The 23,972-nt window shown below is 49.2% G+C and carries 12 protein-coding genes; all 12 read left to right on the top strand.

Annotation, left to right across the window (positions count from 1 at the left end; translation table 11 throughout):
* Nucleotides 1-191: 191 nt before the first annotated feature.
* Nucleotides 192-2,603 carry an outer membrane beta-barrel protein gene (locus ACYVFD_RS34955; protein WP_461095264.1) on the top strand — a complete coding sequence of 804 codons (2,412 nt, stop codon included), beginning with the start codon at nucleotides 192-194 and terminating at the stop codon, nucleotides 2,601-2,603.
* 173 nt (nucleotides 2,604-2,776) lie between these two features.
* Nucleotides 2,777-5,071, top strand: coding sequence for a sensor histidine kinase (locus ACYVFD_RS34950; protein ID WP_461095263.1), 2,295 nt, complete (start codon nucleotides 2,777-2,779; stop codon nucleotides 5,069-5,071).
* On the top strand, nucleotides 5,068-7,077 hold the full coding sequence (locus ACYVFD_RS34945; protein WP_461095262.1) for a tetratricopeptide repeat protein: 2,010 nt from the start codon (nucleotides 5,068-5,070) through the stop codon (nucleotides 7,075-7,077). The genes ACYVFD_RS34950 and ACYVFD_RS34945 overlap by 4 nt, the downstream gene beginning before the upstream one ends.
* The gene (locus ACYVFD_RS34940) at nucleotides 7,074-9,134 is read left to right on the top strand and encodes a tetratricopeptide repeat-containing sensor histidine kinase (RefSeq protein WP_461095261.1); all 2,061 of its coding nucleotides are present in this window, start codon (nucleotides 7,074-7,076) and stop codon (nucleotides 9,132-9,134) included. The genes ACYVFD_RS34945 and ACYVFD_RS34940 overlap by 4 nt, the downstream gene beginning before the upstream one ends.
* Nucleotides 9,131-11,080 (top strand): tetratricopeptide repeat-containing sensor histidine kinase, encoded by a 1,950-nt coding sequence (locus ACYVFD_RS34935; protein WP_461095260.1) that lies wholly within the window; start codon nucleotides 9,131-9,133, stop codon nucleotides 11,078-11,080. Before ACYVFD_RS34940 ends, ACYVFD_RS34935 begins: the two co-directional genes overlap by 4 nt.
* Complete coding sequence (locus tag ACYVFD_RS34930) at nucleotides 11,077-13,098, top strand: tetratricopeptide repeat-containing sensor histidine kinase (protein WP_461095259.1); 2,022 nt, start codon at nucleotides 11,077-11,079, stop codon at nucleotides 13,096-13,098. The genes ACYVFD_RS34935 and ACYVFD_RS34930 overlap by 4 nt, the downstream gene beginning before the upstream one ends.
* Before the next feature lie 116 nt (nucleotides 13,099-13,214).
* Entirely contained in the window at nucleotides 13,215-14,198 is a 984-nt protein-coding gene (locus ACYVFD_RS34925) for a dioxygenase family protein (RefSeq protein ID WP_461095258.1), read from the top strand.
* Between the two features lie 16 nt (nucleotides 14,199-14,214).
* Complete coding sequence (locus ACYVFD_RS34920) at nucleotides 14,215-16,179, top strand: tetratricopeptide repeat-containing sensor histidine kinase (RefSeq protein WP_461095257.1); 1,965 nt, start codon at nucleotides 14,215-14,217, stop codon at nucleotides 16,177-16,179.
* A gap of 1 nt (nucleotide 16,180) precedes the next feature.
* Nucleotides 16,181-18,211: a tetratricopeptide repeat-containing sensor histidine kinase gene (locus ACYVFD_RS34915; protein ID WP_461095256.1), complete on the top strand. Its 2,031-nt coding sequence runs from the start codon at nucleotides 16,181-16,183 to the stop codon at nucleotides 18,209-18,211.
* A 4-nt stretch (nucleotides 18,212-18,215) separates the two neighbouring features.
* Complete coding sequence (locus ACYVFD_RS34910) at nucleotides 18,216-18,584, top strand: response regulator (RefSeq protein ID WP_461095255.1); 369 nt, start codon at nucleotides 18,216-18,218, stop codon at nucleotides 18,582-18,584.
* A 39-nt stretch (nucleotides 18,585-18,623) separates the two neighbouring features.
* On the top strand, nucleotides 18,624-20,603 hold the full coding sequence (locus ACYVFD_RS34905; RefSeq protein ID WP_461095254.1) for a hybrid sensor histidine kinase/response regulator transcription factor: 1,980 nt from the start codon (nucleotides 18,624-18,626) through the stop codon (nucleotides 20,601-20,603).
* 541 nt (nucleotides 20,604-21,144) lie between these two features.
* Entirely contained in the window at nucleotides 21,145-23,568 is a 2,424-nt protein-coding gene (locus tag ACYVFD_RS34900) for an ABC transporter permease (RefSeq protein WP_461095253.1), read from the top strand.
* The last annotated feature ends 404 nt before the right edge of the window (nucleotides 23,569-23,972 follow it).

The following is a 23,972-nucleotide window of genomic DNA, read 5'->3' as shown; positions in this document are numbered from 1 at the left end:
TCCAGGGGTCTGCTGAAGATAGTGTCCGAAAAGCAAATGGATTTGGCCAAAATGCATAGCATCTCTGATGTAAAACCAGACGTAAATGGCCTAAAGTCAAAGGCTTAACCCGTGTTGATGCTCCACCTTTGTCATGACCTGCTACTCATGTAGCGACTCACCAAACGCCTTTCTTTCAGAACGTTACGGTCATGAAAAAAATGATAAAATTCCTGATGGCTATAAGCATGTTTAACTATGCGCAAGCCCAAACTTCCTTAACGGGGGTACTAACAGATCCCAACGGAAAGCCACTTCCTTTCGCCAGCATAGCCTTGCTGAAGACCCCGGATTCCAGTTTTGTTAAAGGTGCATTGACTTCCGAACAAGGCCAATATCGCTTTGATAAGGTTTTGCCGGGGCAGTACCGGGTTCGTGGCTCCATGGTAGGGTATCGGTCGGCTAGTAGTGCGCTCTTTACGGTAACAACCTCGGCGGTTACGGTACCTATATTGTCGCTGGATCAGGCCAGCCAGCAACTGAACGAGGTGGCAGTTGTGGCGCAAAAGCCTTTGTTTGAGCAACTGATCGACCGCATGGTTGTCAACGTGCAAAGTAGTATCATGGCCGCGGGCAGTACCGCCCTGGATGTGCTCGAACGTTCACCGGGTGTTACGGTCGACCGGAATAATAATGTGCTGGCCATGAACGGTAAACAGGGCGTGATGGTGATGGTCAATGGCAAACTCTCGCGCATTCCGATGACCAATCTGATGCAACTTCTGGGCAGCATGAATGCAGGCAACATCGACAAGGTCGAACTGATTACCTCACCCCCGGCTCAATACGATGCCGAAGGCAATGCCGGGCTAATCAATATTGTCACCAAACGTAATACCAGCCTGGGTACCAACGGCTCGTGGTCAGCTAATTTCGGTTATGGTCAGTGGGGACGCGTGGGTGGGTCGGGAAATATAAACCACAAAACCGCTAAGCTGAGCCTCTTCGGCGATTATTCGGCGCAGATGAACCACTTGATCCGACTCTATGATTCGTATCGTCAATTGACAATACCCATCCCGGTACGCACCGACCTGACCATTCGTCGGGATCAGCGCGACTGGATTCACAGTGGGCAGGCGGGTATGGAGTGGCAGATGTACCCGCGCACCACGCTAAGTAGCCTGATTACGGTACAAAACTACCATTCGGACCAGATTGCCCTGAATACCGCCCAGACAACCCAACAGGGTGTTCCATTCACCAGCGTGGCCATTCGCGACGACGAACTGAATAATACCTGGACGTATACCGGCAATATGAACCTGCGCCAGTTGCTTCCGAAGGGGGAATTAAGTGCCGACGTAGACCTGATTCATTTTTTCAATACTGATCCACACCAATACCAGTTCAACACAACGTATCGGCAGGAAGGCCGTAGTGAAGATGTGTTGGTGCGAAATACCAAGCAGACACCGATTCGACTATGGGTCGCTAAAGCCGACTACAGCCGAAACCTCCATAAAACGTTGACACTAACCGCCGGGGCAAAAGGCACGTTTGCCCATTTTGATAATAACATTCGCTTTGAACAGCAGCAGGGCCAGAATTGGATACCAGACACCGCCCTGAGTCAGCATGTGCTGATGGATGAAACCATCCTGGCCGGTTATCTCAATCTGAACGGGCAACTCACCCCCAAAGACCGCGTGCAGGCTGGCCTTCGCTACGAACATACCCAAACCGACCTGCGGAACATTGACGGGCAATCCTTGGTGTACCGAAACTATGGCAACTGGTTTCCGACGGTTTTCTGGGCGCATACGCTATCACCCTCCCGCAGTATCCAATTGGCGTTTAGTCAGCGCATCAGCCGACCATCGTTTACGCAACTGGCCCCGTTTCTGTATTATGTCGATCCCAGCTCGTCGGGGAGTGGCAATGAACGATTATTACCCGTGTTGTCTACCAATGTGCAGGCGACCTACCGCTTCCTGAAAAATTTCCTGCTGACAGCCGAGTACACCCGCTTTACGCATCCCATCGTCTTTAACCTTACGGTGCTGGTCAACGAAAATCGGCAAATCTCCCGGCCCGAGAATCTGGATTGGGGCCAGAATCTGTCGCTCAGCTTTAGTTTCCCGCTCACCCTGACGTCGTGGTGGCAACTACAGAGCAGCCTGTTGGGGGTTCGTCAGGCAACCCAGTTTACGCAGGATGGTAACGTCCAGCAGCAACAGCAAGTCTTTAGTCGCATCACGCACTCGGAAACCTTTCAGTTGGGCAAAGGCTTTTCGGCGGAGTTGTCGGGTTTTTATCAGAGCAGTAGTCTGATGGGAGTTATGGTTCGTCGGCCGTTTGGCGTGTTGAACCTGGGCGTAAAAAAACAACTCCCCCACAATCAGGGCTCACTGCGCTTAACTGCCGAAGATGTGTTCTGGAGTAATTACCTGGTGTATGATGTAACAAACGCTACTCAGGGCTATACGGCTCATTTTGGAGGTCGGGGCAATAACAACCGACTGCTTCGGCTGACCTACACCCGGAGTTTCGGCAACCAGCAGGTGAAGGTAAACAACACCCGCGTGATGGGCTCTGCTGAAGACCGCCAGCGGGTAAATTAATCCAGAATACGCGTCAGCCAACTTACCCATTCAGACACCTCCCGGTCAACTGATTATCTGGAGCAGGAGGTGTCTGATTTTCATACGTTTTTGTCCGAAAATCAAACGGGTAAGTCAAGGCAAATGGCTTACTTGAGGGCCTATTTTGAAGAGTTTCCTGAACCTACCGAACTATGAAAACACGCTTACGCCTTGGGGTACTGTTGCTACTCGGAGCTTATTCAGCGTTGTTTGCCCAGCATAGCCTACCACCAGCGTATCCAATCGTAACCGACACCATCAGCACCTTAACTCTGCCCGATAGCTGCTGGCAGTGGCTGGATGATACATCAGAGCAGGCAACCATCACCACCGTCCAACAATCACCGCTTACCGGACAATTCCGCTCGTTTACGGCTGAGAGTCGGCAATCAACTAATCTAACCCGAATGTACTGGATTCGATTCAGGCTAAAAAATACCCTGAACCGCCCGATACAAGTAGCCCTTCGGTTTCCGGGTGGGTTACGTACGGATTTATATTTTTTTGGACCAGGAGGCCGCCATAGCCATCTTAAAAGTGGGTTACTAGTTCCCTGGAGCCAGCGCGATGGGTATCGAAAGCAGATGCAGAATGGGAGCGATTTCGTATTGATTACGCTCCCCGTGCGGGATGAGTTACTCATTTACCAAAAGACAATTGCAGGCGTAAACGCATCTCGCATAAGTCTTAGCCTTTTTTCCGTTCCGTTTGTAGCAGATACGCTGGAAAAAAATAGTGAAAAGGCTTACTCCGAAGTCATTGGTTTGGCCTTTTACCTCGGCGTTATGGTTTGGGTGGCTCTGCTGAATCTCCTCTTCTTTTCCATCGTTCGGGAGCGGGTATACGTATACTTCGCGATTTATGTGTTGACGTTGGGATTGGCCCGTTTCGATGCAAGCCAGCACTTGTTTCATTTATTTTTTCGGGAATCTCCCCAAACATACCGTATAGTAAGCCCCTTATTTTATGGGTTTATTCCCTTTTTTTTAGTGCTGTTCATTCAGCATTTGTTTCAGGTGGGTACCCATTTCCCTCGCTGGAACCGGGTGTTACGCATTGGTAATAGTACAGCTCTTAGTACCTGGGTAATCTATTTTTGGGGAATACGCTATTTTGCTCCAATCCAATGGGCCTATTACACGAATCCTTTGGCGGGTGAATCGGCTGTCGTCATTTATTGCCTGCTACTGGTTACCATAGCTCTCTTTATCAGAAGTCCGCAGAAAAGAAGCCGGTATGGGGCTGTAGTACTCTTGCTGTTCTTTGGTACCTGGGTAGTGTGCTGGTCAATGTTGACTATCTTAGATCATTTAAATAGGTTATTTAATACACCGCTACCAGCCTTTTATACACCATTGGCGACAGCCTGGCCCACCATTGAGATGGTTTGCCTATACGCGATTGTCTTCTACTTCAGTTGGGTACTGCTTCAGCGATTCAGCGAATTACGCAAGCAGGTTTTGCAAAAAGAGTTAGAAAAGGAAATGGAGCGCAATCAACTGATGGCGCAACAAAATGAAATCCTCGAACAGCGCGTCCAGGAACGAACCGCCGAGTTGAAGCAATCGCTCGACACACTGAAAGCCACCCAAACCCAGCTCATCCAGAAAGAGAAAATGGCCAGCCTGGGCGAACTAACCGCTGGCATCGCCCATGAGATTCAGAACCCCCTCAACTTCGTCAATAACTTCGCCGAGGTCTCCGTCGAACTGGCCGATGAGTTAGAGCAGGAATGGAAGCAGGGTCGGACCGGCGCACCGGACAAAAGAGACGAAGGGGAGGAAGCCGACTTGTTGCGTGATCTTCGGGCCAACATGCACACCATCGCCCACAACGGCCAACGGGCTAGTAACATCGTGCGGGCCATGCTCGAACACAGCCGCACTAGCAGTGGCGAACAGCAATCCACCGATCTCAACGTCCTAGCCGAGGAGTACCTGCGGCTGGCTTACCACGGCATCCGGGCTAAAGACCACACCGGCTCGCCGGACCGCTTCATTTGTGAACTCATCACCGACTTGGCCGCCGACTTGCCTCCAGTGGAAGTCGTACCTCAGGACATGGGCCGGGTGCTGTTGAATCTGTATAACAATGCCTTCTATGCCGTGAGCCAGAAAGCCAATCAGCACTTGGTAACCACGGCTGAAGAAGATCCCTACCAGCCCACTATCTGGGTTAGCACCCGGCTGGTAACTGCAAGGCTTGGTCGTCAGGCAGTGGAGCTACGAGTACGCGACAACGGTCCAGGCATTCCTGAAAGTATCCAATCGAAGATTTTTCAGCCCTTTTTCACGACCAAGCCCACAGGCGAGGGCACGGGACTGGGCTTAAGCCTGAGCTATGATATTGTGACCAAAGGGCATGGGGGCGAGATGCGGGTGGAAAGTGTGGAGGGGGAAGGAACTGATTTTGTGGTTGACTTGCCAATTAAAACAGCGACACGATGAAAAGAGCTTATTTAGTCCTCGTGCTACTTCTGGTTTGGAGAAGCAGTTATGCTCAGCAATTAAATATCGACAGCTTACGGCAGAAGCTGGTAGAAGCTCGGCACGACACCGACCGGATTCAGAAAATGTGGCAATTATCGTTTGGATATGATGCCATCAGCTTCGACTCAGCCCAATTTTACGCTCATAAAGCCTTGAATTTGGCCCGACAAATCCAAAACCGCAAAGAAGAATCCGGAGCACTGGAACGAATAGCCCAGTCATACTGGATTGCAGGCAATTACCCCCAATCGTTGATAGAAGCCTTTCAAGCGTTACGAATTGCCCAGGAGTTAACTTATGCCCGTGGAATCGTCAGAAGTTTAAATGACATTGGCAACGTTTATCTAGACCTGGGCGATAACAAAAAGGCTATTAATTATTTTAAACAGGCTCTAAAGATCACTAATGAAGCAGAGAAAGGAAAATTCGCACAAACACTTGAAGTGAACCTGGCAAGGGTCTACCAATATGAGCACCAATTAGATTCGGCCTGGTACTATGTGCAGAAAGCTTATAGGCGACCAGAGAGAGTAGGACCTCTATATACGCACTTTATTCATATCGGGATAGGGGGTATACAATTTGATCAGGGGAATTACCAGCAAGCTATCAACAGTCTTCACCGAAGTATTACCATTAACAATCTCGAAAAAGACTACAGGCTTTTAGCTTCGTCTTACAGCGAATTAGCTCGATTTTTCAGGAAACTGAACCAGCCTGATTCCGCTATTTTATATGCCAGAGCAGCACTACAAAATGCGCAACAGGTGGGTGCGAAACAAGTGGCCCTGAAGAACAGCAGTTTATTAGCTGAACTTTTAGATGCACGTAACAGCCAAGAAGCCTTAACATATTACAGAATTGCCAAAGCACTCAATGAAGAACTTTATGGTGCTGATAGGGTTATTGGCCTCCAGCGCATTCTGGTTAACGAGCAGCAACGTCTTCAAACCATTGAACTCGAACGGGAGGCCAATCGGTCTACACTCAGGCAGCTTACACTATCGGCTATTCTTGGAGTCGTATTACTGATCGCTTTCATCCTCTACCGCAACAACCGTCAGAAGCACAAAGCCAATCAACTGTTGAATGAGCAGAAGACTAAAGTCGAACAAACGCTGGAAACGCTGAAAGCCACTCAAACCCAACTGATTCAAAAGGAGAAAATGGCCAGCCTGGGTGAACTGACCGCTGGCATCGCCCACGAGATTCAGAACCCCCTCAACTTCGTTAATAACTTCGCCGAGGTCTCCGTCGAGTTGGCCGATGAGTTAGCGGAAGAATGGAAGAAGGGTCGGACCGGCGCACCGGACAAAAGGAACGAGGACGTGGAAGCCGAACTGCTGCATGACTTGCGGGCCAACATGCAGACCATCGTCCACAACGGTCAACGGGCCAGCAACATCGTCAGGGCCATGCTCGAACACTCCCGCACCAGCAGTGGCGAACGGCAACCCACCGACCTTAACGCCTTATGCGACGAGTACCTGCGGCTGGCTTATCATGGTATTCGGGCTAAGGATAATGAGTTTACCTGTGAGCTCATCACTGATTTTACCACCGACTTACTGCCAGTAGAAGTCGTTCCACAAGACATGGGTCGGGTATTGTTGAATCTGTATAATAACGCCTTCTATGCGGTTGGCCAGAAACAGAAACGCCAATTAGTGACAACTCACGGCGAGGAGATGTTCCAGCCCACGGTTTGGGTGGGCACTCGGCTGGTGGCGGGTGGCGCAGAAATCCGAGTTCGGGACAATGGCCCCGGTATTCCTGAGAGCATCCAAAGTAAGATCTTTCAGCCTTTTTTCACGACCAAACCCACGGGGGAGGGTACAGGACTGGGCCTCAGCCTGAGCTATGATATTGTGACCAAGGGGCATGGGGGAGAGATGCGAGTGAATAGTTTGGAAAATGCCTACACCGAGTTTGTTGTCATCTTTCCCATCATTAATGGTTTATGAAGCGATTACCCCTTTTGTTTTTATTCTTGGCCTTTTCTACCGCTGTGGCTACTGCCCAGTATGCGCAGTATGGACTAACGTACTCGGTTGACAGCCTCCGGCAACGTTTGGCTAACCCTCAGCAGGACACCAGCCGAGTACTAGTGTTGGTGGAGTTGTGTGCACAATTACGCTGGACTCGACCCGACTCTGCCAGGCCTTATGCCCGGCAGGCACTTGTATTAGCGCGTCAGCTTGGCTTTCGTCGGGGCGAAGCCCTGGCCCTGGCCGAAGAAGGATATGTCTTCCGAGAAACGGGCGATTTGCCTAAAGCCCTGGCGTTAACCCTTAAAGGTCTCAGCATAACTCGGCAATATCATTACCGGCTGGAAGAGGCTCTATGCATCCAGCGAATCGCCAATGTTTATACAGACTTAAGAGATTACCCTAAAGCGATACAGTATAACTGGGAAAGTCTTAAGATCGCCGAAGCGATCCATAATGAGCCCTTCATGACTATCCAGCAACAGAATCTTGCTGCTGCCTATTTATACGCCAACCAGTTGGATTCGGCCAAGAAGTTCCTACAGGTAGCTTATGGAAATATAATTAGGTTAAAGTTAGACAGGTCACTTTCTGGTATCCTGAGAAACCTGGGTTTTCTGGAGGAAAAAACAGGGCATTCAGCCAAAGCCTTAGCCTATTATCAGCAAAGTGTTCAGTCGGCACTTCAGATTAACGATCATCGAAATGGTGCTTTTAGCTTTTTTCGGATTGCCAGCTTATACACTCACGCAAATCAGCCCGAATCGGTTATTATGTATGCCCAGAAAGCACTAGCTCAGGCACAGGCCGGTCCTTTTTACATTCATGTCTTCAATGCCAGCGGGCTGCTGGCTGCTGCCTACCAGCAACAGCAGAACTACAGACAGGCGTTTGCTTATCAGGAACTGATGCTGAAGGCTAAGGAAAAACTGTTTGGGGCGGGTAGCATTCAAGCGATGCAGATAATTGTGGCCAACGAAGAAAAACGCCAACGTGAACTGGATGAAGCCCAAAAAATGTACCAGGCCCAAATTCGTCAATATGCGTTGATAGCTGGTCTTTTGGTTGTTCTTCTTATCGCTTTTATTCTCTTGCGCAATAACCGGCAGCAGCAAAAAATAAACAGGCTTCTGTACCAGCAAAAGACCGAAATCAGCCGACAGCGAGCACAACTTGAGGAAGCCAATACAGGCTTGGAACAAACTCTCGCCGACCTGCGCACCACACAAACCCAACTCATTCAGAAAGAAAAAATGGCCTCCCTGGGCGAATTAACCGCGGGCATCGCCCACGAGATTCAGAACCCCCTCAACTTCGTCAACAACTTCGCTGAGGTATCCGTCGAACTGGCCGAGGAACTGGAGCACAGTGTACAAACCGATGATCAGGCTACTGCGCTGGAACTAGCCACCGACCTGCGGGCCAACATGAAGACTATCGCCCACAACGGCCAGCGAGCTTCTAACATCGTCAGGGCCATGCTCGAACATAGCCGCAGCAGCACCGGCGAGCGCCAACTCACCGATCTCAACGCCCTCTGTGACGAATACCTGCGGCTGGCCTATCAGGGGGTGAGAGCCAAAGACAGTACCTTAAACGTGACCCTGGAAACCCATTTTGATCCTGCCCTGCCGCTGGTTTCGGTGGTGGCTGGCGACCTGAGCCGGGTACTTTTGAACCTGTACAACAACGCCTTTTATGCCGTGAGCCAGAAAGCCAAAGGGCAGCTGGTAATAAAAGGCAAGGAAGAGATCTATGAGCCCATGGTTTGGGTCAGCACCACTCAGGTTAAGGGGCATGTGCAAATCCGGGTGCGCGACAATGGTATGGGTATTCCAGCTTCGATAAAAGAGAAGATTTTCCAGCCATTTTTCACCACCAAGCCCACGGGTGAGGGTACGGGACTGGGGCTGAGCATAAGCTATGACATAGTCACTAAAGGGCATGGCGGGGAGATGAGGGTGGAGAGTCAAGAGAGTACGTTTACAGAATTTGTCGTTAGTCTACCTCTTACTTCACCTGTCAGACTATGAACTATACGCTATTTGTTCTAATGCTGTTTGTTGCTTCAACTACGAATGCTCAAACTCCCGAAATCGATAGTCTCAAGCAACGCTTAACCCATTCTATTCCGGATACCTCTCGCGTAAAGGTATGGGTGCAGTTAGGCGATTTGAACCAAAATTCATCCTTTACCGAAGCACTTCGGTACGGGCAGCAAGCTCTGAATTTGGCCAGGCGAATAAATTTCGCATCCGGCGAAATGAACGCGTTGATATTAATTGGTCGGGTTTTGCGGAATCAAGGTGACTTGCCAACTGCCTTGGAATATACTACGCAGGCATCTCATCTGGCAGATTCACTACAGTCACCTCGTGGTAAAGCAACAGGCTTGTTTTTAAGAGGTATTATCTACATTGACTTACAGGATTTTATTAAAGCTATCCATTTCCTGAAACAGGCTCAAAGGAGCTTCAATGAACTGCGGGATGAGCCTGAGGAAATTAGATCAGTGTTGAATCTTGGAGTAGCTTATCGGCAAAATAAACAGATAGATTCTGCCTTAATGGTCTTTGAGCCTATTTATGGCCGAGTGAATTCAACGAATTTTCGAATAGATAAAGCCTTTATTTTTTCAGAAAAAGGCTTCATTGACTATGAGTTAGGTAACTATCTGGAAGCCTTAACGAATGAACGTAAGGCTATTAAGCTCTACAGTATTTCAGGTAATAAACGTAGGCTATGCGCTGTGCTGAATGGCATGGCGGATATTTTTATTAAAAAAAATCAGCCTGATTCCGCGATTTATTATGCCCAAAAGTCGCTGGCTTCTGCCCAGGCGTTAGGGTTTAAACGGGCTATCTTATATTCTTCGAGGCTTTTATACAGCCTGTATAAAAGCAGGGATTCCGCCAAGGCTCTGTACTATCTCAGCATTGCCATGGCTACCAATGAGTCTATGTTTGGAGCAGCCAAAGTGCAGTCCCTACAACGGGTAGTATTAGAAGAACAGGAGCGTCAGCGGCAATTTGAAGCCCGGCAGGTGGCTTATCAAAACCAGGTGCAGCGCTACTCCCTCTTGGCGGGATTGGCAGTTGTCGTCCTGATCGCGTCTATCCTCTACCGTTACAGCCGTCAAAAGCATCGTGCAAACCGAGTCCTTCAACAAACACTCAGCGAACTGCGCACCACCCAGACCCAACTTATCCAACGAGAGAAAATGGCCTCCCTGGGTGAGTTGACGGCGGGCATTGCCCACGAAATTCAGAACCCGCTCAACTTTGTCAATAATTTTTCGGACGTGTCGGTCGAACTGGTGGCAGAACAGAAAGAAGCCTTAGCCAAGGGAGACTATCAGGAGGTTGGCATTATTGCCGACGATCTAAGCCAGAACCTCCAACGCATTACCCAGAATGGCCAACGCGCTAGTAACATCGTCAGGGGTATGTTGGAACACAGCCGGACCAGTACTGGCGAGCGCCAACCCACCGATCTCAACGACCTCTGTGACGAGTACCTGCGGCTAGTCTATCAGGGCGTTAGATCTAAAGATAATAGCTTCAATTGCCGCTTAGAAGCCCACTTTACCCCAAACCTGCCGCTGATTTCGGTCTTGCCTTCCGATCTGAGCCGGGTGCTGCTGAACTTGTTCAACAATGCATTTTACGCCGTGGGCCAGAAGCGGAAAACGGCCTCGGCCGATTACCAGCCCACGGTTTGGGTCAGTGCGGGACTTAGTGGTGCTACTACTATTGAGATTCGGGTTCGGGACAACGGTACGGGGATACCGGAAGATATTCGGGCAAAGATCTTCCAGCCCTTTTTCACCACCAAGCCCACGGGTGAGGGTACGGGGCTGGGGTTGAGCTTGAGCTATGACATTGTCACCAAGGGGCATGGAGGAACACTGATGGTGGAGAGTGAGGAGAATACGTATACAGAATTTATTATCACTTTACCTTTTACCGAACCGTTATGAACCGCCTGATACAATTACTCCTGTTATGGGTGCTACCACTGTATGCGGCTACCGCTCAAGAACTTCAAATCGACAGACTTAAGCGCCAATTAGCCTCTGCCCGGCAGGATACAGGCCGGGTATTGTTGATGACTCAATTGTGTGAAGCGATACGGACGCGTAGTCCTGACTCCGCAAAGCTATTTGGTGAGCGGGCTCTAAAGTTGGCAAACCAGATCAATTATCCTAAAGGCCAAATACGGGCAACGAGTTATCTGGGGCGGGTTGAGGTAGATTTAGGCAATCTGCCCAAAGCCTTAGCAATGACCTACAAAGCTCTTGATATGGCTAATACTAATTCATTAAACGCCGAGAAAGAATACATTTTCTCCCATATCGGTACGGTTTACTACAGTTTACAGAATTACCCTATGGCGATAAGCTATGTTAAGAAATCGCTGGCGGTTAGCTATAAGTATGGCATTGACTCCCGGATCAGATCATCGCACATGAACCTTGCTCTAAATCTGGCTGAAACTAATAACCTGGACTCGGCGATGTACCACGCTCAACGGGCACTCACACTTAGTGAGCAAGCTAAACTCAGAATTAATCCATTGATTTACCGAAACATTGGCATAATCTATTTTAAACAAAAGAACTTTAGGAAAGCCCTGACGTATTGGGAAATGGCTCGTCAGTTGGCTCAGCCTCTAGGTGAATATCGAACGTTAGCTATTGTGAATTTCCTGAGTGCATCGGTGTATCGGGAGCTACATCAACGAGATTCCTGCCTCTATTTCGCCAAAATATCGCTGGTTAATGCTCAACGTATTACCTATGGACGTGGTATTCTGGATGCAGCAGCTTTATTATCAGAGTTATACGAGCCTACTGATGCTCGCGAATCGCTTCGCTACTATAAATTGGCAGCAGCTGCTAAAGAGAGTTTATTTGGTGCAGGCAACATCCAGGCAATTCAGGAAATGATTGCGCAGGAGCAGGTCCGGCAACGTGAAGTTGAACAGGCTAAAGTCGATTATCAAAACCAACTCCGCCTATATTCGTTATTGGCGGGGGTAGTCGGCTTACTTATCATTGCTTTCATCCTTTACCGCAACAACCGCCAGAAGTACCGGGCCAATCAACTGCTGAATGAGCAGAAAACCAAAGTTGAACAAACGCTGGAGACGCTTCGCACCACCCAAACCCAGCTCATCCAGAAAGAGAAAATGGCCAGCCTGGGTGAGCTAACGGCAGGCATCGCCCATGAGATTCAGAACCCGCTCAACTTCGTCAATAACTTCGCCGAAGTCTCCGTCGAGTTGGCCGAGGAGTTAGCGGAAGAATGGAAGCAGGGGCGGACCGGTGCACCGGACAAAAGAGACGAAGGGGTGGAAGCCGACTTGTTGCGAGATTTGCGAGCCAACATGAAGACCATCGCCCACAACGGCCAACGGGCTTCTAACATCGTGCGGGCCATGCTCGAACACAGCCGCACCAGTAGTGGCGAACGCCAACCCACCAGCCTCAACGCTCTGGCTGAGGAATACCTGCGACTGGCTTACCACGGCATCCGAGCTAAAGACAACCAATTCCATTGTGAGCTTATCACCGACTTTGCCGCTGACCTGCCACTGGTAGAAGTCGTTCCTCAGGATATAGGCCGGGTGTTGCTGAATCTATTCAACAATGCCTTCTACGCTGTGAGCCAACAGGCAGGTAGCCTGGTGCAGGGAGCCTGGGATGAGGAGGAAACCTACCAGCCTGTGGTCTGGGTCAGCACCGCTCACGCTAACGGGCACGTGCAAATCCGGGTTCGGGACAACGGTACTGGCATTCCCGACATCATCAGGGAGAAGATCTTCCAGCCTTTTTTCACCACCAAGCCTACGGGTGAGGGCACGGGGCTGGGCTTGTCACTGAGCTATGATATTGTCACCAAGGGCCATGGAGGAACGCTTAGGGTGGAAAGTGAAGCGGGCGAGGGTAGCGAGTTTGTCATTGAGTTACCGATTAAAGCCCAATCTGTTTGGTAGTGAGTGGACTATAATCCATTTATCAGGCTGAAAATCAAACAAAAATGGCCAGAAATCAAACGTTCTTGTTGCTGCTAACCTTTACGTTTGAGTGAAAAATTATTTCTAGACCTCTCATGAAAACTACGTCAAATCCCAACCGCCGAAACTGGCTCAAATTAAGCCTCGGACTAGCCGCTGGAACTGTTGGTACGGCCTTTACCGGTATCGAAACGGACAAAGACGCCTGCGGCCTTACTCCCCGACAGGAACTCGGGCCTTTTCCAACAATGAAATTTCGCACGCAAGCCGATCACGATATCGACCTGACGCAACTGGCCGGACAACCGGGCAAAGCAACGGGTGAGGTGATTCTCGTTCAGGGTAAAGTACTCGACGCCAATTGCCACCCCATTTCCGGAGCTATTGTCGAAATCTGGCAGGCAAACCACCACGGAAAGTACCGCCATGAGTTCGACGACGAAGGCAAATCAGACCCCAACTTCCAGGGCTGGGGGCAGGCCATCACCAACGCCCAGGGCGAGTATCAGTTCAAAACCATTATACCCGGTCTGTACGGTCGCCGAACCCGGCATATTCACTACAAAGTGTCGAAGCGGGGTTACCACGAACTCATCACGCAGCTTTATTTTGAGGGTGAAGAACGCAACCTGACCGACGGTATTCTGAACTCGTTTACGCACGAGGAACAGATGAAACTAATCGGAAAACTGGACCGGACTGCCACCACACCAACCATTACGTTTACCATCGGCCTGGAGGCTGTGCAAGCCAACTCAGTACCCGAAAAAGTACTGGCCGAGTATGTGGGCAACTACGAATTGAATGTGAAAGGCAAAGGGTATGAATCGGTGCTGAAAAACTACCTGGGCGGCCCGTACGAGAAAGTCACGGTGTCGGTTAGCAGCGAAGGAGGATTACTGTATCTGACCACAACGAACGCGCCCAAAGCCGAACTCTTCTGGAAAGCCAAAGACCACTTCGATGCGGCTGCATTCTACGACCGGGAATTGTTTTTCACCCGCGACGCGATGGGTAAGGTCAGTGGCCTCACGTTTCGCAGCCGAAAGGGCGAGGAGATGACAGGAACACGGGCTTAAGCAGAACACGCCACTAATGAAATCCGCGCTGATTGCCTTGCTGCTGTGTCTTCATTATCCGGCAGTTTACGGCCAAAAACAGGTGATTGATAGTTTACGGCAACGGCTGGCGAACACGCATGTAGACACTAGCCGGGTGTTGCTGTTGGCCCAACTGTGTGAACTGAATACCGACTCTAACCTTGATTCGGCCTTTTCGTATGGGAGTCAGGCATTAGTGTTGGCCCAACGGATTCGGTTTCCGTATGGAGAAGCAAAATCGTTACAGCGTTTAGGCCGGGTAGTACGCATTCAGGGTGATTTTCCTAAGGCGCTGGCCATGCAGATGAGCGCACTGAAAAAAGCAGAAGAACAACGGGCAGTGGGCGAAATGGCAGCCTGCTTTTTTACGATCGGGACAATCTATCTGGACATGAAAGACTATGCCAAAGGCATTACTTATGTCCGAAAAGCCAATAGCCTTTTTGCGTCTGTCGGCAATCGGAAGCAGGAGATGTCAACGCTGCTCAATATTTCCGTGGCCTGTCGACTGAATAAACGATTGGATACCGCCCTGATTGTTATGCAACATGTTTTTCCACGAATCATGGCAACCGGTTCGGATGGGGATAAAGGATTTCTTTTTCTGGAATGGGGAAGCCTCCAGTTTGATCTGGGGAACCATCAGACGGGGCTTGCCTATGAAAAAAAAGCCATTGGGATATTCCGACAATCGTCAAACCTACGACGGCTCTCGGCCATCTATAACAACATGGCTAACTTTTTTGAGCAGCTACACCAACCCGATTCGGCCATTGATTACGCCCAACAGGCACTAACAGCCGCTCAAACATTAGGCTTTAAACGGGAGATTTTAGGGGCTTCTCAGCGACTAGCGAAGTTGTATGAACCGAAAGACCCGGCTAAAGCGCTGCATTACCTGAAAATTGCCACGGCTACCAATAACGATTTGTTTGGCGCTACCACCGTTCAGTCCTTACAAAAAGTAATTCTGGTGGAACAGGAGCGCCAACGGCAGGCTGAAGCCTACCAAAATCGGTTGAAGCAATACATGTTATTGACTGGCTTAGTTGTGTTTTTGGGCGTTGCTTTGACCCTCTACCGAAATAACCGCCAAAAACAACAGGCTAACCAGGTATTAGCCCAAACGCTTTCCAACCTCCGCTCCACCCAACAACAATTGATTCAACGCGAGAAGATGGCCAGCCTGGGTGAGCTGACGGCGGGTATCGCCCACGAAATCCAGAACCCGCTCAACTTCGTCAACAACTTCTCCGACGTATCCGTGGAGTTGGTCGAGGAATTGAAAGAAGAAGTTCAGGCTGGGCGTACTAATGATGTACTGGCCCTTGCCGACGACCTGGCTCAAAATCTGCAACGTATCACTCAGAACGGCCAACGGGCCAGCAACATTGTTCGGGGTATGTTAGAGCATTCTCGAAGTAGTACTGGCGAACGGCAATCCACCAGCCTCAACGCTCTGGCTGAGGAATACCTGCGGCTGGCTTATCAGGGCATGCGGACGAAGGATAACAGCTTTACCTGCCACCTTGAGACCCACTTTGCTGCTGACTTGCCGCTGGTAGAGGTGGTGGCTTCTGACCTGAGCCGGGTGCTGCTGAACCTCTACAATAACGCCTTCTACGCCTTGAGCCGGAAAGCTCAAGGACAGTTGGTAATGACAGACGATGACGAAGCCTATCAGCCCATGATCTGGGTCAGCACTCGACAAGTGGCAGGCGAGGTGGGTCGTCGGGCGGTAGAGCTTCGGGTGCGTGACAATGGCGTGGGTATTCCTGACACCATCAAAGAGAAGATCTTCCAGCCTTTTTTCACGACTAAACCCACGGGTGAGGGGACAGGGTTGGGCTTGAGTTTGAGTTATGACATTGTGACCAAGGGGCATGGAGGAACGTTGGCGGTGGCGTCAGTGGAAGAGGAGTTTACCGAATTTATTATCACGCTGCCCTTATCAAACTGACATGAAAAAGTGTATCACGCTGCTAATGGGTGTTTTATGCTGTTCCTGGGCATTGGGGCAGAACGCTCAGATTGATAGCCTCAATCGCATACTAATCCATGCACAGCCGGATACAATCCGAGTCAAGGCGCTAACGGAGCTATCGTATGCCTATGTCATCCACTCACCAGGTAGGAGTATACAGTTGGCCCGACAGGCCCTTACGATAGCGCAAAAAATTAGTTTTCTCAAAGGGGAAGCCCAGGCATTAAGTGCGATTGGTTATTGTCAATTCATGCAGGGCGATTTTCCGCAGGCTTTAACTAATGAATTTAAGGCGCTTGAGCTCGCTCAACATCATAAGCTTCAAGCCGAGGAAGCCTTGATTTTGAGCAATATAGGGTCAATTTATTTCCAATTGAGTGAAGCCAAAAGAGCCCTCGTCTATTTTAGACAGGCAAAAATAGCCTACGAATTGGTTCGCGATACATTAGGGGTAGCCCGGACTTGGACCAATATGACAAGGGATTATATTGCTGTCAATCAATTGGACTCAGCCCGCTATGCCAATCAGCAAGCGTATCAATTAATCGAACAGCAGCCTAAGCAATCGATGTCATCACACCAATTCTCGTTAGCTGTTGTAAAAGCAGGCGTATTGAGAAATTTTGGTCAACTTGAGGTACTGCTTAGCCACCAACGTGACGCCCTAACCTATTATCATCAGGCACTACGGACGGCAGAACTGGATAACAATCTACGTACGCGCGCCCAGACTCAAATTTTGATGGCTCGGTTATTTTATGCGCTTCATCAAAGTGACTCCACCTTATACTACGCTCGGCTGGCACTCATCAATAGTCAGCAGGCAATCAAATCAATTACCCCATCGGCGGCAAACTTATTAGCTAAGTTATTTAAAGAGCAAGGGCGGTTAGATAGTGTTGTGCATTATCTGGAGATAGGGCAGGCAGCAACGAATAGTTTATTCGGACCTGAAAAAATTCAACAACTCCAATTAACCACCATAGCTGAACAACAACGTCAGCAGGCATTAGTGAATGAGCAGAAAGACTACCAAAACCGGGTTCGCTTTTACGCCCTACTGGCTAGTCTGACAGGGGCCTTACTCATTGCATTGATCTTATACCGTAATAATCAGCAAAAGCACAAAGCGAATGAACTGCTTCAACACAAGAACGGAGAAATTCAACGGACACTAAGTGAGCTCAAAACGACTCAAACCCAGCTCATCCAAAAGGAGAAAATGGCCTCTCTGGGAGAGTTGACGGCTGGTATTGCCCACGAAATTCAGAACCCCTTGAACTTTGTCAACAACTTCGCCGAGGTCAGCGTCGAACTCGCTGAAGAGCTTGACCAGAGCGTTGAGGAAGGTAATACTCAACTTACCAAAGAACTTACTACCGATTTGCGGGCCAACATGCACCACATCGCTCACAACGGCCAACGAGCTTCAAACATCGTTAGGGCCATGCTCGAACACTCCCGCACCAGCAGTGGCGAACGCCAACCCACCAATCTCAATGCCTTAGCTGACGAATACCTCCGGCTGGCCTACCACGGCATTCGAGCCAAAGACAACCAATTCCATTGCGAACTAATCACTGACTTTGCCGCTGACCTGCCACTGGTAGAAGTCGTTCCTCAGGATATAGGCCGGGTGCTGCTGAACCTCTACAATAACGCCTTCTATGCCGTGAGCCAACGGGCAGGGAGCCTGGTGCAGGGAGCTTGGGGTGAAGACGAAGCCTACCAGCCTACGGTTTGGGTCAGCACCCGGCAAGTGGCATGTGAGGTGGGCCGTCGGTCAGTAGAGCTTCGGGTGCGGGACAACGGGTCGGGTATTCCTGAAAGCCTTCAATCGAAGATCTTCCAACCCTTTTTCACCACCAAGCCCACGGGTGAGGGTACGGGCCTGGGGCTGAGCCTAAGCTATGACATTGTAACAAAGGGACATAGGGGTGAGATGCGGGTGGAAAGTCAATATGGACTGTTTACGGAAATTAGTATTACCTTACCAATAACTCAGTAAAATCATGAATATCTTAGTTGTAGACGATGAATTACAGATTCAACCCCTTTTTGAACAACGCTTCCGGCGCGAAATCAACCAGGGGCTCATTCAATTAACATTTGCCCATTCTGGCGAAGAAGCACTGATGAAGCTGGCCGATTCTGAACTTATTCTGATCCTGTCCGACATTAACATGCCTGGCATGAGCGGGCTGGAACTCCTGCGTCGAATCCGACTTATTCATCCCCACCGTCCACCCGCCGTTGTTATGATTACCGCTTATGGCGATAGCCAAAACCGGCAGCTGGCCGCCCAGTTTGGTGCCGACGATTTCCTGACCAAACCCCTTGATTTTGCCTTTCTGAAACAGAAATTGACTGAATACGCCTAACCTGGCCTACTTATTACCCCATTCCTACTCCCTTATCTCATGAGTACTACCATCCTGGTCGTTGATGACGAAGTCAGTTTACAACCTCTGATGCAACAGCGTTTTCGTCGAAAAATCCAGGCTGGCGATTATACATTCCGCTTTGCGCTGAGTGGTCAGCAAGCCCTGGCCATGCTAAGCAATGAACCGGAGATAGACGTGCTCCTGTTAGATATAAACATGCCTGATATCAATGGGCTTACCCTACTTAGCCAACTTCCCGAACTGGCCCCCAATAGCCGGGCTGTGATGGTGTCGGCTTATGGTGACCTGACCAATGTCCGGACAGCCATGAACCGGGGCGCCTTCGATTTCGTAATGAAACCCGTCGACTTTCAGGACCTGGAACTGACTATCGATAAAACCGCCCAGTATGTGCGACAATTGCGCGACTCAATTCATGCCAAGGCTGTAGCCGAACTCAAAGCCCGTTTTTTCGACAACATTACCCATGAATTTCGAACTCCGCTCTCATTGATTCTGGCCCCGGTGGATCATTTGTTGCAGAACCCCCGCTTCGATGAGTCGACCCGCCGGAGCCTGCTCACCGTTCGGCGCAACGCCTACCAACTGCTCACGCTGATTAATCAGCTCCTTGACCTGGCCAAACTGGAAGCTGACCAGTTGCCGGTGAATGAGTCGCAGGGAGACATTATCACGTTTCTGGAAGAAGTGGTCAACTCCTTCGGTGCCATGGCCGACCAGAAACAACTTCAGCTGAATTTTAGCTGTAACGTTCGCCAGCAGGAAATCCTCTTCGATGCCGATAAATGGCAGAAAATTCTGACTAATCTGGTCTCCAACGCTATCAAGTTTACACCCGCCAACGGGAAAGTAGACGTGGCCTGCATGGTTGGTCAGCAACAGTTACTACTGACGGTCGCCGACACAGGCATTGGCATACCGACCGAACACCAGAGTCGTATTTTTGATCGATTTTACCAGGTAGATGCCTCTATGACCCGAGCTTACGAAGGGTCGGGTATTGGTCTGGCCCTGGCCTATGAACTCACACGACGGCTGGGAGGGCAGTTATCTGTTGAAAGCCAGCCCGGTAAAGGTACAACCTTCACGGTCGAACTGCCCATTCAGAAGGTAATAAGTATCAATCGGACTAAGCTGGCCATTCAACCGCAACCCAGCCTTCCGCCCTGGGAGGCTGTTTCGGTAGTCTCCTACGAGCACGAAAATCTAACCCAACCCCTGATTTTGTTGGTAGAAGACAATGTTGAGCTGGTAACGTTCATTGCCGAATCGCTGACGAGTCAATACCGGGTGCTGACGGCCTCGAATGGCCAACAGGGACTGGAGATAGCCCTGCGCGAGTTGCCCGATATTGTGGTATCGGATGTGATGATGCCCGAAATGGACGGCTACCAGCTTACCCATGCCCTGAAAACTAACATCGCAACCGACCATATCGCTGTGATTCTGCTGACCGCTCGGTCCGCCGTCCAACACCGCCAGGAAGGCTTGCGGGAAGGGGCCGACGACTACCTGACCAAGCCCTTCGACTTGACCGAATTGCAGTTGCGGCTGCGTAACCTGCTGCGACGACAGCAGAAGTTGCAGGACTATTATCAGCGGCAGTTGAATAATCCCAACGAAAAGGCGGCTCCTCTGGAAGTGAAGTCGGCGGAACGGCTGACCGGGCAGGATACTTTTCTAAAGAAGCTCTATGAGATTATCGAAGCGCACCTGGACGAATCGACCTTCCGGGCGGAGTCGCTGGCCGAAGAGGTGGCTATGAGTGTACGTACGCTGACGCGCAAGCTGGGTACGCTGGTAGGGGTAAGCCCCGCCCGGCTGATCCGGACGTATAGGCTAAGCCGTTCGAAAGAATTGCTAAAAGCAGGCCATGGTGTCTCTGAAACGGCTTACCTGGTGGGTTTTGAGCATCCAACCAACTTTGCCACGGCCTTCAAAGAAGTGTACGGGCATACCCCTACTGATTATGCGCATAGTGGGAGTTTAAAGTAAGTGTTTTGGAAGTTTCGTTTAATTGATCGATCCCCTCGTTGGGCGGGGAAACCGGCTTGAAGAATAGTTTTCCCAAACTTGGGCCGGAGACATAACCATTAGGCTGACCCTAACGATTTTAACAGATTCTGGTTGGGCGCCCATACTAATGCGTCTTGAATCGCCGAGACTACTCGGAGAACTGTGACACGGCTAATCCCATGGTTGATAATCAGACGCTTATATCAGCCGTGCCACAGTTGAATAGGCACCCTCGAATCACCCCAACTTTGAAGCAGACGCGTGAACGGTTGACCTTCTCAGACAGGAGCGTTTGCTGAGAATGTTAAACTACACGTGCAATATGTTTTTCAAAGCCTTCAATTGCCAGGCGCAGTAATAATACCATCCAAAATGATCTGGGTTTAAGTAGTTCAAAATACTAGCCTTATTAAATTAACTAATTATTTAGTTTTATAACTAATAAATAAGTTATATATTTAACCCATACCAATTCAGATAAAGCTCAAACTCATTATCAGACCATTAATTCACGCTGGCTATGTTACGGAATTATATCACAATTGCTTGGCGGAATCTGCTGAAGTATAAAGCGATTTCGTTCATCATGATTGCTGGATTAGCCAGTAGTATAGCGGCTTTTCTCATAATTTCTCAGTATGTTTTCGCGGAGTTTAGCTATGATCAATTCCATACCCGTGGAGCTAACATCTATCGTATCCAACTGGACGATTACAAACAGGGCGTTCTGACCAATAGTAGTATAACCAGTTACTACGCCGAAGCGCCGGCCATAAAAGAAAGATTTCCTGAGGTCGAGAATTTCGTTCGGTTACACCGGGCAGATGGTATGATCAGTTACCGCAAACCAACCGGCGAACTAGTTAGCTATCACCAGAAGAAAGCATTTTATGCCGATTCTTCTTTATTCACTATATTCTCATTCCCACTGCTGAAAGGAGCTGCCAATCGAGTGTTACGTCGACCTGAATCCGTTGTGATTTCAGAAAGGATGGCACTGCGGTATTTTGGTCGGCAAAATCCAATTGGCAAAACGATTCGGTTAAGTACAGAATGGCAGGGAGGTGATTATGTAGTCGATGGCGTTTTCGCTGATATTCCCACGAATAGTCATATCCATTTCGATTTTGTTTTTTCCATTCAAAATCTGCTCAAAAACCAACAGTTTGCCACGGGAGGCTGGTACTGGACCAATTTTATTACGTATCTGCTGCTGAAACCGGGTATCTCACCAACCGCAGTAGAAGGCCGACTATCCAGTGTTATCGAAAAGCACATTGGTAAGCAACTCAAGAGATTCAAACTCAAACAAAGGTTCGTTTTACAACCCCTTCGTGCTATTCACCTTCATTCCCAAACGGCTTCAGAAGTTGAAGCAAACGGAAAAATTGAACTCGTTTATGGACTTATCCTCATTGCTTTGCTGATTCTGGCCATTGGCTGGCTGAATTATATCAACCTATCCACGGCGAGAGGTATTGAACGAGCCAAAGAGGTAGGACTCCGCAAAGCACTGGGGTCTGAAAAACGACAGTTGATTCAACAGTTTTTTGTTGAATCGGTAGGTACCAATCTCCTGGCTGTAATCATTGGCATCGGCCTTTTTTTACTGGCACGGATCATCTTTATTGACTGGAGTCAGGCTGCTAATGGCTCTACCATGCTTCAGAAGCCCCTTTTTTGGATCGTATCCTTGGCGATTGTTTGTCTGGGATTCTTCCTTTCCGGATTCTATCCCGCTTTTATCCTTTCCTCATTTAAGCCAATTGCTATTTTAAAAGGGTATTTGCCGAAACAAGCGGGTGGTGAATCGTTCCGCAAAGCCTTAGTCGTGTTTCAGTTTACCGCTTCGATTTTCCTGATCATTGCCACTCTGGTTATTGATCAGCAACTGGATTTCATGCAGCAGCAGGATTTAGGGATGAACATCGACCAGAAGCTGATTATTAAAGCGCCCAAAGTATTACGAACCGATAGCTTTACTAATGACATTCGTTTTTTTAAGGATCGATTAGTTGGGCAGACAGCTATTCTGCAGGTGACGACCTCATCCGAAGTACCGGGGCAGGAAATTTCCTGGGCATATGAATTACAACGGTTCCATCAGCCTGCCGCCGACTATAAATTGTGTAGTATGCTGGCTGTTGACGAAGATTATATTCCAACGTACAACATCAGGTTGTTAGCAGGGCGAAACTTTACGAAAGAGTTAGTGCTGGATAACGACGCGGTTATCATAAACCAAAGTGCGTTAAAGGCTTTTGGCTTCGCAACCGCCGAACAGGCCATCAATCAGGAGATTGGCGACGTACTACCTAAAAAGATTATTGGCGTCGTGAATGACTTCCATCAACAATCGCTGAAAATGGCAAATCGCCCAATTGTTTTTCAGCATATTCCCTGGAATAGTGCCTTTCTGACGATTGCGCTAGGTAGTAATCATGTGCGGCAATCCATAGCGATGCTGCAAAAAACCTATCAGGAAGCCTTTCCTGGCAATGCGTTTGAGTTCTTTTTTCTGGATGATCATTTTCAGCAACAATACGAATCAGATGAACGGGTAGCGACTCTACTAGGTTGGTTTGCGCTGTTAGCGATTAGCATTGCCTGTTTAGGTCTTCTGGGTTTGGCCATGTTCACCGCTAAACATCGCATCAAGGAAATTGGTATTCGAAAAGTGCTGGGAGCCAGCGTTGGAAGCGTTGTCATGCTGTTATCGAAGGCTTTTCTTAAGCCAGTTGGTCTGGCTATTCTACTAGCGTCCCCGCTTGGCTGGTACGCGATGACTTGGTGGCTACAGGACTTCGCTTATAAAACGGATATCAAGTGGTGGACATTTTTAGTGGCTGGTGGGTTAGCCACTGGCATTGCCTTGCTAACGGTCAGTTTTCAAAGTGTCAAAGCCGCGTTGATGAACCCCGTTAAGAACTTACGGAGCGAATAAGTTTTCGGGTTTCTTACGTTGTCCCTCGTTTAGCTGGCTAATACGTTTAGTCATTCTTCGGATAAACGCCCTATTTATACAGCAGATAAATGAATGCCTTACGTCTCAAATAAGGGCGTTTTTGCGGGGGTGTTTCCGGGTGTAAATCGGAGGTCATATAAACACTCCATGCTTACTTATTACCGGACAGCTTTTGTACGGTTTCGGACATATAAGTAATGCTCACCAGTCTATTCTGCTAATAATTAGTTAGTTACAGAATTGGCACTCTATTTGTTCAACAAGTACTAAAGAAATATGCCTTTTTAACCTGCTTGTCATGAGTCGAACCTACCTGGGCGAGTTTGAAGAATTGGTCTTACTCGCCGTTGCCCTCCTCGAACAACAACCCACTGGGGCTTATG

The sequence above is a fragment of the Spirosoma gilvum genome, from assembly GCF_054776815.1.
This window is presented reverse-complemented; position numbering and strand designations above follow the sequence as displayed.

Coding starts and splice junctions, on each gene's coding strand:
- ACYVFD_RS34955 (WP_461095264.1), top strand. CDS start 192: ATGAAAAAAATGATAAAATTCCTGATGGCTATAAGCATGTTTAACTAT.
- ACYVFD_RS34950 (WP_461095263.1), top strand. CDS start 2,777: ATGAAAACACGCTTACGCCTTGGGGTACTGTTGCTACTCGGAGCTTAT.
- ACYVFD_RS34945 (WP_461095262.1), top strand. CDS start 5,068: ATGAAAAGAGCTTATTTAGTCCTCGTGCTACTTCTGGTTTGGAGAAGC.
- ACYVFD_RS34940 (WP_461095261.1), top strand. CDS start 7,074: ATGAAGCGATTACCCCTTTTGTTTTTATTCTTGGCCTTTTCTACCGCT.
- ACYVFD_RS34935 (WP_461095260.1), top strand. CDS start 9,131: ATGAACTATACGCTATTTGTTCTAATGCTGTTTGTTGCTTCAACTACG.
- ACYVFD_RS34930 (WP_461095259.1), top strand. CDS start 11,077: ATGAACCGCCTGATACAATTACTCCTGTTATGGGTGCTACCACTGTAT.
- ACYVFD_RS34925 (WP_461095258.1), top strand. CDS start 13,215: ATGAAAACTACGTCAAATCCCAACCGCCGAAACTGGCTCAAATTAAGC.
- ACYVFD_RS34920 (WP_461095257.1), top strand. CDS start 14,215: ATGAAATCCGCGCTGATTGCCTTGCTGCTGTGTCTTCATTATCCGGCA.
- ACYVFD_RS34915 (WP_461095256.1), top strand. CDS start 16,181: ATGAAAAAGTGTATCACGCTGCTAATGGGTGTTTTATGCTGTTCCTGG.
- ACYVFD_RS34910 (WP_461095255.1), top strand. CDS start 18,216: ATGAATATCTTAGTTGTAGACGATGAATTACAGATTCAACCCCTTTTT.
- ACYVFD_RS34905 (WP_461095254.1), top strand. CDS start 18,624: ATGAGTACTACCATCCTGGTCGTTGATGACGAAGTCAGTTTACAACCT.
- ACYVFD_RS34900 (WP_461095253.1), top strand. CDS start 21,145: ATGTTACGGAATTATATCACAATTGCTTGGCGGAATCTGCTGAAGTAT.